The 14266-nt window shown below is 39.7% G+C and carries 13 protein-coding genes and 1 pseudogene; 5 read left to right on the top strand and 9 right to left on the bottom strand.

Annotated elements, in window-relative coordinates:
* Positions 1–285 precede the first annotated feature (285 nt).
* From BQ2679_RS01435 to BQ2679_RS01415, 5 genes and pseudogenes are all read left to right on the top strand, one after another.
* Positions 286–1554, top strand: a complete 1269-nt coding sequence (locus BQ2679_RS01435; protein ID WP_075565438.1) for an extracellular solute-binding protein — start codon at positions 286–288, stop codon at positions 1552–1554.
* 123 nt (positions 1555–1677) lie between these two features.
* Positions 1678–2967 carry a carbohydrate ABC transporter permease gene (locus tag BQ2679_RS01430; protein ID WP_281137565.1) on the top strand — a complete coding sequence of 430 codons (1290 nt, stop codon included), beginning with the start codon at positions 1678–1680 and terminating at the stop codon, positions 2965–2967.
* A 1-nt stretch (position 2968) separates the two neighbouring features.
* On the top strand, positions 2969–3811 hold the full coding sequence (locus BQ2679_RS01425) for a sugar ABC transporter permease (RefSeq protein WP_006149195.1): 843 nt from the start codon (positions 2969–2971) through the stop codon (positions 3809–3811).
* A gap of 205 nt (positions 3812–4016) precedes the next feature.
* On the top strand, positions 4017–4817 hold the full coding sequence (locus BQ2679_RS01420) for a DUF1189 domain-containing protein (RefSeq protein ID WP_075565434.1): 801 nt from the start codon (positions 4017–4019) through the stop codon (positions 4815–4817).
* Positions 4818–4826: 9 nt separating this feature from the next.
* Positions 4827–5813: pseudogene (locus tag BQ2679_RS01415) on the top strand (LacI family DNA-binding transcriptional regulator).
* 60 nt (positions 5814–5873) lie between these two features.
* Here BQ2679_RS01415 and BQ2679_RS01410 read toward each other — a convergent pair.
* The 9 genes from BQ2679_RS01410 to pgfM1 all read right to left on the bottom strand — a co-directional run bounded on the left by BQ2679_RS01410 (position 5874) and on the right by pgfM1 (position 14176).
* Entirely contained in the window at positions 5874–6815 is a 942-nt protein-coding gene (locus BQ2679_RS01410) for a YitT family protein (RefSeq protein ID WP_075565432.1), read from the bottom strand.
* Entirely contained in the window at positions 6793–8556 is a 1764-nt protein-coding gene (aspS, locus tag BQ2679_RS01405; protein WP_075565430.1) for an aspartate--tRNA ligase, read from the bottom strand. Before aspS ends, BQ2679_RS01410 begins: the two co-directional genes overlap by 23 nt.
* Positions 8557–8689: 133 nt before the next feature.
* A complete protein-coding gene (locus BQ2679_RS01400) occupies positions 8690–8920 on the bottom strand; it encodes a hypothetical protein (protein ID WP_075565428.1) in 231 nt (76 codons plus the stop codon).
* Positions 8921–8938: 18 nt separating this feature from the next.
* On the bottom strand, positions 8939–9580 hold the full coding sequence (locus BQ2679_RS01395) for a CPBP family intramembrane glutamic endopeptidase (RefSeq protein WP_075565426.1): 642 nt from the start codon (positions 9578–9580) through the stop codon (positions 8939–8941).
* A 9-nt stretch (positions 9581–9589) separates the two neighbouring features.
* Positions 9590–10291, bottom strand: a complete 702-nt coding sequence (locus tag BQ2679_RS01390; RefSeq protein ID WP_075565424.1) for a DUF3169 family protein — start codon at positions 10289–10291, stop codon at positions 9590–9592.
* A gap of 14 nt (positions 10292–10305) precedes the next feature.
* A complete protein-coding gene (locus tag BQ2679_RS01385) occupies positions 10306–10656 on the bottom strand; it encodes a PspC domain-containing protein (RefSeq protein WP_006153140.1) in 351 nt (116 codons plus the stop codon).
* A complete protein-coding gene (locus BQ2679_RS01380) occupies positions 10653–10856 on the bottom strand; it encodes a hypothetical protein (protein WP_075565422.1) in 204 nt (67 codons plus the stop codon). The genes BQ2679_RS01385 and BQ2679_RS01380 overlap by 4 nt, the downstream gene beginning before the upstream one ends.
* The gene (locus BQ2679_RS01375) at positions 10856–11059 is read right to left on the bottom strand and encodes a helix-turn-helix transcriptional regulator (RefSeq protein WP_000916945.1); all 204 of its coding nucleotides are present in this window, start codon (positions 11057–11059) and stop codon (positions 10856–10858) included. The genes BQ2679_RS01380 and BQ2679_RS01375 overlap by 1 nt, the downstream gene beginning before the upstream one ends.
* A gap of 177 nt (positions 11060–11236) precedes the next feature.
* On the bottom strand, positions 11237–14176 hold the full coding sequence (pgfM1, locus tag BQ2679_RS01370) for a glycosyltransferase PgfM1 (protein WP_075565420.1): 2940 nt from the start codon (positions 14174–14176) through the stop codon (positions 11237–11239).
* Positions 14177–14266 lie beyond the last annotated feature (90 nt).

The raw sequence follows: 14266 nt of genomic DNA, 5'->3' as shown, positions 1-14266 counted from the left end.
TAAATTTTGAAATTCCCTATATTTTAATTTTTGAAATGATTTTCATTCGGCTTATTTTGATGCAATCGTTTGCCTATTCTTTACTTTTTAGAATAAAGTTTATAAATCATGAACTTTCTTCTTATTATATAATTCCAATCAAAGATGTTGAGATTGTAACTTTTTTTACTTTTTTTAAAAAAAACTATTGCAACCGTTTTCTATTTGTGTTATACTAAGGTCATAAGGGAAAACGTTTGCGTTCCCTAGACTATAAAACTTGTTATTCTTTAGGAGGAATACACTATGTCATCTAAATTCATGAAGAGCGCTGCTGTGCTTGGAACTGCTACTCTTGCTAGCTTACTTTTGGTAGCTTGCGGAAGCAAAACTGCTGATAAAGCTGCTGATACTAGCTCATCTGAAGCAAAAGAAATCACTTTCTACGTTGAAGACCAATATAAAGCTTACGCTGAGAAAGTTGCTGCTGCTTATGAAAAAGAATCAGGAACAAAAGTTAACATCAAATCTGGTGACCAACTTGGCGGACTTGACAAACTTTCACTTGACAACCAATCAGGTCAAGCTGCTGACGTTATGATGGCACCATACGACCGTGTAGGTAGCCTTGGTACTGATGGACAACTTTCAGAAGTTAAACTAAGCGACGGTGCTAAAACAGACGATACTACTAAATCTCTTGTGACTGTTGGTGGAAAAGTTTACGGTGCTCCAGCTGTTATCGAGTCACTTGTTCTGTACTACAACAAAGACTTGATCAAAGAAGCTCCAAAAACATTTGCTGACTTAGAAAATCTTGCTAAAGATAGCAAATATGCCTTCGCTGGTGAAGATGGAAAAACTACTGCTTTCCTAGCTGACTGGACTAACTTCTACTACGCATACGGACTTCTTGCTGGTAACGGAGCTTACGTATTTGGTGACAATGGTAAAAATCCTAAAGATATCGGTCTTGCTAACGATGGTGCTATCGCAGGTATCGAATACGCTAAAACTTGGTACGATAAATGGCCTAAAGGTATGCAAGACACTGAAGGTGCTGGAAACTTGATCCAAACTCAATTCCAAGAAGGTAAAACAGCTGCGATCATCGATGGTCCTTGGAAAGCTCAAGCATTCAAAGATGCTAAAGTAAACTACGGTGTTGCAACTATCCCAACTCTTCCAAACGGTAAAAACTACGCAGCCTTTGGTGGTGGTAAAGCTTGGGTCATCCCATCAAGTACTAAGAACCTTGAAGGCGCTCAAAAATTTGTAGACTTCCTTGTTTCAACTGAACAACAAAAAGCATTCTACGATGCTACTAACGAAATCCCAGCTAACACTGAAGCCCGTGCTTACGCTGAAGGTAAAAAAGATGAGTTGACTACAGCTGTTATCGAGCAGTTCAAGAACGCACAACCAATGCCAAACATCTCTCAAATGTCAACAGTTTGGGACCCAGCTAAAACAATGCTCTTTGACGCTGTAAGCGGTAAGAAAGATGCTAAAACAGCTGCTAATGATGCTGTAACATTGATCAAAGAAACAATCCAACAAAAATTTGGTAACTAATTGATTGATTCAAGGGAGATAATTTAAACATCTCCCTTGATTTTTAGATATATTGACAATGTTTTCAGCGATTTTGCTGATTAGCATCGAGCTCAATGCTCGTATCTTATGAAAGGAGCACTCATGGAACAACAACCAAAAAAAGCAGCCTTGCTTTCATTGATTCCTGGGTTGGGACAAATCTACAACAAACAAAAAGCTAAAGGTTTTATCTTCCTTGCTGTAACAGTGGCTTTTGTCCTCTATTTTATAGTACTTGCAGCACCTGAATTGAGCAACTTAATCACGCTTGGTGAAAAACCTGGCCGTGACAACTCTCTCTTCATGTTGATTCGTGGTGCATTCCACTCTATTTTTGTAATTGTTTATCTAGCCTTTTATATTCTCAATATTAAAGACGCTCACACTATTGCAAAACGTATCAATAATGGCATCCCTGTCCCATCGACACTTAAGGATATGATTAAAGGTATCTATGAAAATGGATTCCCTTACTTGCTTATCATTCCATCTTACGTTGCCATGACATTTGCCATCATCTTCCCGGTTATTGTAACCTTGATGATTGCCTTTACTAACTACGATTTCCAACACTTACCACCAAATAAATTATTGGATTGGGTTGGATTGACTAACTTCACAAATATCTGGAGCTTGAGTACCTTCCGTTCAGCCTTCGGTTCTGTTCTTTCTTGGACTATTATCTGGGCTTTATCTGCGTCTACTTTGCAAATCGTACTCGGTATCTTTACAGCTATTATTGCTAACCAACCATTCATCAAGGGTAAACGTATCTTTGGTGTTATCTTCCTTCTACCTTGGGCGGTTCCAGCCTTCATCACTATCTTGACATTCTCAAACATGTTCAACGATAGTGTTGGTGCTATCAATACTCAAGTTTTACCACTTTTTGCTAAGGTTCTTCCTTTCTTAGATGGCGTTCTTATCCCTTGGAAGACAAATCCAACTTGGACTAAAATTGCCTTGATTATGATGCAAGGATGGCTTGGTTTCCCTTATATCTACGTCTTGACTCTCGGTATCCTACAGTCTATTCCAAATGACTTGTATGAAGCAGCTTATATCGACGGTGCAAACGCTTGGCAAAAATTCCGCAACATCACTTTCCCAATGATTTTGGCCGTTGCGGCACCTACTTTGATCAGCCAATACACCTTCAACTTCAACAACTTCTCTATCATGTACCTCTTCAATGGCGGTGGTCCTGGTAGCGTCGGTGGTGGAGCTGGTTCAACCGATATCTTGATCTCATGGATCTACCGTTTGACAACTGGTACAGCTCCTCAATACTCTATGGCAGCTGCCGTTACCTTGATTATTTCAATCATTGTCATCTCTATTTCTATGATTGCATTCAAGAAACTACACGCATTTGATATGGAGGACGTCTAAGATGAATAACTCAATCAGAATCAAACGTAGACTGACTCAAACCCTTACTTATCTTTACTTAATTGGACTTTCAATCGTTATTATCTATCCTCTTTTAATCACGATTATGTCAGCTTTTAAGGCCGGTAACGTTGTGGCCTTCAAGCTCGACAGCAATGTCAATTTCAGTCTTGATAACTTCAAAGGGCTCTTTACAGAAACCTTGTACGGCACATGGTATCTCAACACTTTGATCATCGCTTTGATCACTATGGTTGTTCAGACAAGTATTATCGTACTTGCTGGTTATGCCTATAGCCGTTACAACTTCTTGGCTCGTAAACAAAGTTTGGTCTTCTTCTTGATTATCCAAATGGTGCCAACAATGGCCGCTTTGACTGCCTTCTTCGTTATGGCCCTCATGTTGAACGCCCTTAACCAAAGCTGGTTCCTCATCTTCCTCTACGTTGGTGGAGGTATCCCGATGAATGCTTGGTTGATGAAAGGTTACTTTGACACCGTGCCAATGTCTCTTGATGAGTCTGCAAAACTTGATGGTGCAGGACATTTCCGCCGCTTCTGGCAAATCGTTCTCCCTCTTGTTCGCCCAATGGTTGCTGTACAAGCACTCTGGGCCTTCATGGGACCTTTCGGAGACTATATCCTCTCTAGTTTCTTGCTTCGTGAAAAAGAATACTATACAGTTGCCGTTGGTCTACAAACCTTCGTCAGCAATGCGAAGAACTTGAAGATCGCCTACTTCTCAGCAGGTGCTATCCTCATCGCTCTTCCAATCTGTACACTTTTCTTCTTCTTGCAAAAGAACTTCGTTTCAGGACTTACAAGCGGTGGCGACAAGGGGTAATATACCCCCGCCACCCTTTTTCATTTTTGATCTTGTACATCGATTGTCTGGTGAGAAATAAGAGCTTGCTGAGATTACCTTGTTAGTTAGTGGACAAATCATAACAAACATTCACTTTTACCAAGGATTCTACTATCCCCACTTGAAATAAAAAACATTTCTCTATATAATACTCGTATAGAAAAATGCCTATAGAAAGAGATTTATGTTACCATATCCATTTTCTTATTTTAATAGTATTTGGGGATTTCGTAAGCCCCTCTCTCATCGTTTTGGTCTAAACTGGTTTCAACTGATTTTTACCAGTATTTTCTTGATTAGCTTATCCATGGTGCCTATTGCTATCCAGAACAGTTCTCAGGAAACCTATCCTTTAGAGACGTTCATCGATGATGTCTATGCTCCATTGACGGACGAAGTCGTTCAGGATCTAGCTACCAATGCTCAGATTGTAGATGGAAAACTAAGCTATACTGGTTCGACTCCTCATCAAGCTTCTGTACAAATCGGGGCTACTGCTAGTTCAAGTTTCCCTGAAGAATTACTTCTTAGCTTTGAACCCGAGCAACTCGTCATCAGCAAGCAAGGAAAAGAGTTAACCAGCATTCGCTATCATGCTATCACAACTGATAGTTTCCAAAGCAAGGAAAGTTTGACTCAGGCTATTTCAAAAGACTGGTATCAACAGAATCGTGTCTACATCAGCCTCTTCCTGGTCTTAGGTGCTAGTTTCCTCTTTGGACTTAATTTTTTCATTGTAGCTCTAGGTGCTAGCCTTTTGCTCTACTTCACGAAAAAATCTCGTCTCTTCTCATTTAAGACCTACAAAGAATGCTATCATTTTATATTGAACTGTTTAGGAGTACCAACCTTGATAGCCATGATTTTAGGTCTCTTAGGTCAAAATATGCCGACCCTGATTACCGTTCAAAATATTTTCTTTGTTTTATATCTAGTCACTATCTTTTACAAAACACATTTCCGTGACCCAGACTATCATAAGTAGGAGATTCTTATGCCAGTTACGATTAAAGACGTGGCCAAGGTTGCGGGCGTTTCGCCTTCAACCGTAACCCGTGTTATTCAGAATAAATCAACCATTAGTGATCAAACTAAAAAACGAGTGCGAAAAGCAATGAAGGATCTCAACTACCATCCTAATCTGAACGCTCGAAGTCTCGTTAGTAGCTATTCACAAGTTATAGGATTGGTCCTTCCAGACGACTCAGATGCCTTTTATCAAAATCCTTTCTTCCCCTCAGTCCTTAGAGGAATTGCACAAGTGGCTTCAGAAAACCATTATGCCATTCAAATCGCAACTGGAAAGGACGAAAAGGAGCGTTTAAATGCCATTTCCCAAATGGTTTATGGTAAACGCGTGGATGGACTTATCTTCCTCTATGCTCAAGAAGATGATCCTTTGGTCAATCTAGTCGTTGAAGAACAATTCCCTTTCCTCATTCTATGAAAGTCACTTTCGCCTTTCATACCACTTGTTGATAATGATAATGTTCAAGCTGGTTTTGATGCGACAGAATATTTCATTAAAAAAGGTTGTTCACGCATTGCCTTCATCGGTGGTACCAAGAAACTATTCGTTACCAAAGACCGCTTGACAGGTTATGAACAAGCGCTTGAAGAACATCAATTGCCTTTCGATAACCAACGTACCTTCTTTGCAGATGAATTTTTAGAAGAAAAGGGCTATAAATTTAGCAAGAAACTCTTTAATCACGATCCTCAAACAGACGCTATTATCACAACCGATAGCCTCTTAGCTGAGGGAGTTTGCGACTATATCAACGAACACAAGCTAAATGTTCCTGTTCTCAGCTTTGACTCAGTCAATCCAAGATTGAATCTAGCTGCCTATGTTGATATCAATAGTCTGGCTCTTGGCCGTACTTCATTTGAAACCATTCTTCAAATCATTACTGATACCAAAGAAAATCGACAAATCTGCTATCGTCAATTGATTGCACATGAAATTATTGAAAAATAAAAAAGAACCAACTCTGAATCTAATTCAAGAGTTGGTTTTTTTTATTTGCTATAGAAAGTCTTAACTTTCAGTTTCTACAAATCGTCCGAGGATATGAACATTTTCTGAGACAGATACAAAGGCTGTTGGATCGACTTGTTTCATGATGAGTTTAAAATCATTAAACTCAGCACGCGTGATGACTGTAATCAAAACAGCTTTGCGCTCGTGGTTATAAGTCCCTTCTGCATCATGAATGATCGTTGCTCCACGATGCAATTTATTGTGGATTTTTTCAATCACGGCATCGGGATTGCTGGTTACAATCGTCGCCTGCATCTTTTTCTGCTTGGTGAAGACGGCATCTGTAACACGACTTGATACGAAAATGGTAATCATAGAGTAGAGGGCGTATTTCCAACCGAAGGTCAAACCTGCAATCAACATAATAGTCCCATTGACTAGGAAGGAAATGCTACCGACGTTTTTCCCTGTTTTCTTACGAATAGTGAGACTGACAATATCCGTTCCACCACTGGAAATATTGTGACGTAGAGCAAAACCAATCCCAAGTCCCATCACTACGCCTCCAAATAGAGCATTGATAATGGGATCCTCCGTTAGAGTTACCGCTGGCACAAACTGGATAAAGAGTGAACTCATAGATACCGTAATAAAGGTAAAGATGGTAAACTTCCGACCAATTTGACGCCAGGCCAAAATCATTAAGGGAATATTGATACAATAGAAAGCTACAGAGATTGGCAAATGAAAGCCAAACCAGTGATTACTAAGCGCAGAAATGATCTGAGCCAAACCTGTTGCTCCACTTGAATAAACATGTCCTGGTTGGAAGAAAAAATTGACAGCTACTGCTGATAGAAAACCATATACTAGAGAAGCTGAAATTTTTTCATCGTATTTTTCTCGGGAGATATTTTGCAAAACACGCAAAATCTTCACCCGGTGAGCAAAGCGGCGCAAATAATAGTGCCACTTTTTAGTTAGTTTCGTTTGTTTCATCTTGTTCTACTTGTAGATTGAGTTCTTCTAGTTGTTTAAGAGCTACTGTTGATGGCGCTTGGGTCATTGGATCTGTCGCCTTGTTGTTCTTAGGAAAGGCAATGACTTCACGGATGTTTTCTTCGCCTGCTAAGAGCATTACAAAGCGGTCAAGTCCGATAGCCAATCCACCGTGTGGTGGGAATCCATAGTCCATAGCTTCCAATAGGAAACCAAACTGGTCATTTGCTTCTTCTGCTGAGAATCCAAGAGCCTTGAACATACGTTCTTGAAGCTCTTTTTGGTTGATACGAAGGCTCCCACCACCTAGTTCATAACCGTTCAAGACGATATCATAAGCAATGGCACGGACATTAGCCAATTCACCTTCGAGTTCATGAACAGTGTCTGCCTGAGGAAGCGTAAATGGATGGTGGGCACTCATATAGCGCCCCTCTTCTTCTGACCATTCAAACATTGGCCAGTCAACTACCCAGAGGAAGTTAAATTTGTCATTATCAATCAAGCCAAGCTCTTTAGCAATACGTCCACGAAGAGCCCCAAGTGTTACATTTGCTACGTCAAGCGTATCAGCTACAAAGAGAATCAAGTCTTTATCTTCAAGGCCAAGAGCTGCTGTCAAATCTCCTTGAATAGCTGTCAAAAATTTAGCAACAGGTCCGTTCAATTCTCCATCAACAATCTTGACCCAAGCAAGACCTTTAGCACCATACTGTTTGGCTACTTCTGTCATTTTGTCGATGTCTTTACGTGAGTAGTTGTCTGCTGCACCTTTGACCACAATGGCTTTAACAGCAGGTGCTTCTGAGAAGACTTTGAAATCAACTCCCTTGACAAGATCTGTCAAGTCCTGAAGCAACATCTCAAAACGAGTATCAGGCTTGTCAGAACCATAAAGAGCCATGGCATCATCATACTTCATACGAGGGAATGGCAGCGTTACTTCAATCCCTTTTGTTTCCTTCATCACGCGCACAATCAAGCCTTCTGTGATATCTTGAATTTCTTGCTCAGTAAGGAAAGAAGTTTCCAAGTCGACCTGAGTAAATTCAGGCTGACGGTCACCACGCAAGTCCTCGTCACGGAAACATTTGACGATTTGGTAGTAACGATCAAATCCCGCATTCATCAACAACTGTTTTGTAATCTGCGGACTTTGAGGAAGTGCGTAAAAATGCCCTTTATTGACACGAGATGGTACCAAATAGTCACGCGCCCCTTCTGGTGTTGACTTAGAAAGGAATGGTGTTTCCACATCGATAAATTCCAACTCATCCAAGTAGTTGCGGATCGAATGTGTCACCTTAGCACGAAGTTTAAGATTTTCCAACATTTCTGGACGACGAAGGTCAAGGTAACGGTAACGTAGACGCGTATCATCGTTAGCCTCAATGCCATTCTTGATTTCAAATGGTGTTGTTTTGGCTGTATTAAGCACAGTAAGAGCCGTTACATTCAGTTCAACCGCTCCAGTCGCCAATTTATCATTGGCCTGTTCACGTGCTGCAACTTGTCCAGTAACCTCGATGACAAATTCACTACGAAGGCTTTCAGCCGTTGCCATCACCTCTGCAGAAACCTTCTCAGGATTAATAACCAACTGCATAATCCCTTCACGGTCACGAAGGTCGATGAAGATCAATCCACCCAAGTCACGACGACGGGCAACCCAGCCTTTCAAGGTAATTTCTTGTCCGATGTGTTCCTTACGAACACGACCAGCATACATACTACGTTTCATTTCTTCTCTCCTCTTGTATTCTGTTACTATTTTACCATAAAAGCGCTAGCTCTTCATGAAAATCATCAGAAAAGTTTGCTAGAATCCTCATCTAAACCAAAAAATCCAGTAAATCATTTTACTGGATTCATTCTTAGTTGGTTTTTCTGTCTTTTTTACCTTTTTTAGCTAGCTCTGCCTCCTGTTTTGACAGAAAAAGTTCTGTTGCATAGGCTGTCGCAAAACGCATAAAGCCTGCGATAGGTGCAAGAGCAACCGCTATATTTTTATAAAAGAAGTCTCCTTTAAAAACATAGGCTAGTCCACCAATGATAAAGAAGATAACCACAGCCTGTATCACTGCTGATAATAATACTCGTTTCATGACTTCCTCCTGAGTCTATTATAGCATCATTATCATCACAAATGAAATTAAATTATTTAAGGCATGCAATCCCATACTATAAGCCAGACCACCCTTACTGATATAAGCCAAGCCCATACTAAGACCAAGGGCACTATAGACTAGAAATTGTTGTGGAGTAGTAGGAAAATGAACAAGCGCAAAAATAATAGTACTTACAAGAAGAAAGAGAGCTGTCTTCTTGACGTTATCTTGTTGAGGGAAGACATAGCGTGCTAACATCCCTCTAAAAGTTAACTCTTCTGTCAGGGGTGCAAAGACGACTGCCATGAAGAAAGTGAAGAGAGGTTGTTCTTGAGCCAATTGATCTACCATCTGTTGATTGGCTGATGGATCATTTGGTAAAAAATTTTCTACAACAATGACAAGGACCCATACCAAGGCAGGCAGCCAGATGTATTTGTTAAGGGCCGTTTTTTCTATTGTAACAGTTCCTGTCTTATACCACTTGTAGGTAAAGAAGGTGAAAATTCCTGCTAATAAGACATAAACAGGGACAGCAACGTAGTTAGGTGCTCCCATTATCAAGGCAGCTAAACCTACGCCCTGAATAAAACTATAGACCATAAGAAATGATAAGAAGGCAAGGCTATACCAGCCAATATTTTTAAGTATTTTCATAATATTCTCCTATTTGAAATAACGTTTTGTTTTGCGCAATTGTGCAACATTGGTATACAAATGGATGACAACTGCCACCAGCAGAGCAACCAACTGTACTTGACCTAATACTAAAGATAGAACTACTAGGACAACATAGATACCAGGAATGAGGATCTGATTGACCTTGAACAAGATCAAGTAAGCTTCTTCCATTTCAGCCTGTTTTTCTCCCTCATCATAAGTATCAAGGTAGTCCAAAACTTCCTTAGGTGTCGCCGTAACAGAAAGTTTGTAGTTACGAATCTTGCTAGTGATTTTTAGACAGTAAGCACCCACCCAGATACCTAAAACTATCAAAAGTAAGGACGCTGCTGATGGGCCTAAAGCTCCCAAATCTATCAGTAGGCAGGAAAGCATACTAATTTGGCAAACATTCCAAGCTACTGTTCCATAATCTAAGAAACGATACATGGCAAGGTAGTCTTGTTCGTTTTCTTCGTCCTCCTCTTCTCTTTGATAACTCTGATAGGCCTGATGGCTTTTTCTAGTGAAATAAAAGGTTAGAATCACCGTAAGCATCCCTAAACCAAGAAAGAATGATTTCAAGGCAACGACTACTTGAGCTTGAGTGATACCTAAAGGATTAACATCAAGGAAACCAGCAAATATTCCTAATAAAAATCCTGCAATAATAATCTTCAGTGCAAAAATGATTTGTTTCTTTTCCATATTTCAACCTCTTTCTAAAACAAGCCAGACAACCATTGACCAAAGGCTTTACCTGATTCGAAGATAGCGGTCAAGCCTTCTGTTCCAAGTGACACCAAAATCAAACAAACAGCAAGTAAGAGAATAGCTTGGTTTCTAGCTTTTTTTGCTCCATCCCCCAAGGGTTCATTGCCAAGCCAACCTGCTAGATAAGCATAGGCTGTAACTGTTAAAATACCAATCTCTGTAGAAGAGAGAAACAACAAGACTGTCACCAAACGAACAATATTGGCTTGAATGTTAAAATAATTTCCTAAACCTGCACAAACACCTGCAAGTGCTTTGTTCTCTGTATCGACTTGAAAACCCGCTAAAAACTCTTTCATAATTCTTCTCCTTTTACGATCTCTTTAAACTTTATCTTTCTCTCTACCCATCTAAAAACTAATAGTAAAACTATGTTAACCCAGAAGAGGTATTTACTTCCAACAATTGTAAACCAACCAAATAGGGTTCCAATCATTGCCAAAAGATTAACGATAAACACAACTATACATAGATAATAAATCACTTTATACTTGTTCATCACTCATCCTCCTCTAAGCGGAAGACTGATTCGACTGGCTCATTGAATATCTGAGCAATCTTCAGGGCAATGACGATGGATGGCGTATACTCATCCCGTTCCAGCAAACTGATGGTTTGCCTGGACACGCCTGCTAGTTTGGCCAGCTCTGTTTGATTCAGGCCATCGCGAGCCCGAAGCTCTTTTAGACGATTTTTTAGCATGTCTTTTTTCTCCTTTGTTCTTAACTTGATTTTATTGTAACACATCTTTTTATTTTTGACAAGCATATTTGTCAAAAAGTTTAATATTTTTGTCATTTTGTAAAAGAAAACGGTCAGGAATGGTATCCTGACCGTGTTTTTAGCTAAGCTTGAAGAAAATCGTCCTTCTTCCGTTTTTTAATCTTGAGAGGTAAGCTTAGCTTTCTTTTGATAAAATTTTCTATCTATGTATAAGATTGTTACACTTATCAAGCTTAGGATGAGTCCAAGCAAGGTCCCTTTTTGCGAGAATACAAATTCAACTTTATGTTGTCCAGAAGTAATCGGGAAGGACAAGAGACTATTCCAAGCTTTTGAAGTCGGGACGTCTTTCCCGTCTACTTTTACTTTCCAACCAGCACTATAGGGAATCGAAGTCATCATAAACTGACTATCATCGGTGATATCAACTGAACCAATGATATGAGTATTTGAAAACTTCTCAACTTGTAGCCCTTGGGCTTTTCTCTTTTCTAGGACTTTCTGGATTTGGTCCACATCTGCACGAAACACCCCTGCATGCGAGATGTCTACCTTATCAGACTTAAAGCGAAATTCTAAGACAGATTCTTTTCCTGCTGCTTTATCTGCAATCTGCCACAGTTGACGTTGCATATTTTTCTTGGAATGAGTAAACCAACGCCCATTCAACAAGACAGAATATTCATCTACAAAATTGAGTGAATCTGGTGCTAAGAAATAATAGGTCAAATCCGTCTGAGGAGTAATGCGATAACGTACAATCGCTTCCTTACTTGTATCCTCACGTTTATAGACTGCTGTCCCCTTTTCTTTATTCACATCTTCTGCTACTAGATTTTCAGTTTCAATTGCGCCAAAAGCTAGGGGCTTAAAGTAATCTACGTAATTCTCCTGGCCTTTTTCAATACCCTCTATAGAGTTGAGGATCTTATCTTGGTTTTTTACAGCGTTATTAAAGTCAAGCTGTAAATTTGCAACCAATTCATTTACTCCAAAAGCAATAGGGAAGGAATTAGAATTTTTATAAACTAGATAGCGATCATCTTCATAGACTTTCTCTGAGAAGTAACGATTCATGTCAAAACGGCTGGCAAAACGGTAAAAGTACATCTTCTCAGGATGGCTGTCTTTCTCCTTTTGATCGATATCTTTAATATCCATGTAATAGCGAATTCCATATAAGGCATCCGTCAGAGGAGTTCCATTTTCGTATTCAGTTGCTGCATTGACTCCTTGATCACCCATATAAGCAAAGTGATTCATAGTGGACCTCTCCAAACTCGAACTAAAAGTACTCAAACCTGGATAACCTATCAGAGATGGAGTTGTTCGAGAATAGGCAAAGGTCGTCGCAATTCTATAGAAAGGCTGATCTGCATTTTCTTGGATTTTATCCGTCACACGTTTAACAGAAATAGTTCCATCGACAAATTTATCAACGTTTGCATAACTAAAGGTCACTTGTGATAGATAGGCATTGTATCCCAGCTCAAATACTGTCAGAGTTGATAACAAGATAACAGCTAAACGAATCATTCGTGGACGAAGCAAGGCCAATACAGCTAAGTAAGTGAGTAGAGTTAAGACTACACGAGTAAAGAGATAACCTGTTTGTAATAATAACAGCAATACCACTACAGATCCAGCCGCAATCACCAATACCCTTTCCTTTTCTTTCTGGGACTTGGCAGAGCGTTCCCAGTATATATAAAATCCTGTAGCTGTAGCCGATACAAGCAGTGTCACAATGGCAATAAAATGGCTATTGATAAACAGAGTTAGAGCCTCAGGTTGTTTCTTTGGCAGATAAGTAAAGTCTTTAGTATAGAGGTAAATTGCCGATAAGACTAGGGATACAACTGACAGTAATTTCCCTCGGCGAGAGATTTTAAATGGCTCTTTCAATGCTTGATAGGCTAGAAGTAGCATGAAGAAAGAGAATAACCATGAGAAGCGGAAGAAGAATCCTGCAGGGTTTTGTCCCATATGCCAAATCTTACTCACAAATTCGTTTACAAAGGAAGTAAAGAAAATGAGAGTCATCACTCCGGCGGCCCATCTTCTTTCTCTGACGATCTTTCTTGATACAAAGTACAAGATAAAGCCGATAAAGCCGAGAGCTCCAATATAGATATTTGGTAGGTTTGGCCCAGCTGACCATCCTGATTGAGCATCATAGCCCCCAATAGCTAGTTTTGACAAAATATCTAAGGGATTGATCTGGAAAGCCATAGAAAATGTCATGGCCCCTCCGACTTGTCCCTTACTTTCAAGTAAATTGAAGAATACTGGAACAAATAAGACAGAAGCTGCTGCAGCTCCTAAAACTGAGTAAAGAAAGACATCCCATAAAGGTTGAGCATAATGTTTGAGTTTTACTTTCCATGTCCCTTCTACTGAAAGGCGGGGTGATAGATAGTAGCAGGCATACAAGACCACAAATATCGAAATCATATAGCCCATGTAAAATTGAAGGAAGATCGTCAGACCGAGTACAAAGGCATAAGGATAGGCTGCTTTGCCATCTAATAACTGCTCTAAATATAGGATGACGAGGGGAAGCATAAACATAGCATCATAAAAGATGACATTCATCTGGTAGGCTACCAACATACCAGACAGGGCATAAGCTGTCGCAAACAAGGGAACCATCCATCGTTTTGACTCTGCACCCTTATAACGTTTAATTAAGAGATGAGCAAAGGAAAGTCCAAAGGCTCCATATCTGAGCCAGATTGTTAGAAAAACAGACAATCCTATATAGTTTAAAGGCAGAAGAACGTAAATAATATTGAAAGGGCTCATCAAATAATAACCCAACACTCCAATCATATCTCCACCGATAGATTTAGTAAAGGAGTATGACAGACTACTTAAATCACCAGATAGAATGGCATTCTTTAGTAAGCCATAAAAACTAATGTACTGCTGATCAAAGTCCACGGCCATTAAACTTTTATTTCCAAAAGGATAACTCCCCATGAAAAACCATACAACCAGCATGATTGTCATCGGTAGCAAGGCACTACTGACATAAAGGACACCCTTCGGATATTTTTCCTTTAATTTCTGCCAATGTGTCAACCAATTTTCCATTATTGATTTCTCCTCTATGTTTTTAGCCACTTCTTTTTGCTAATGGCTACCAGCCATGCTAGCTAGTATTGAAAAGTTGGCTTTGTAACT

Origin of the sequence: Streptococcus timonensis, from assembly GCF_900095845.1 — a bacterium.
Classification (GTDB): Bacteria; Bacillota; Bacilli; order Lactobacillales; family Streptococcaceae; genus Streptococcus; species Streptococcus timonensis.
Note: the sequence above shows the minus strand (reverse complement) of the source record. Positions and strands in the feature narration are given on the sequence as shown.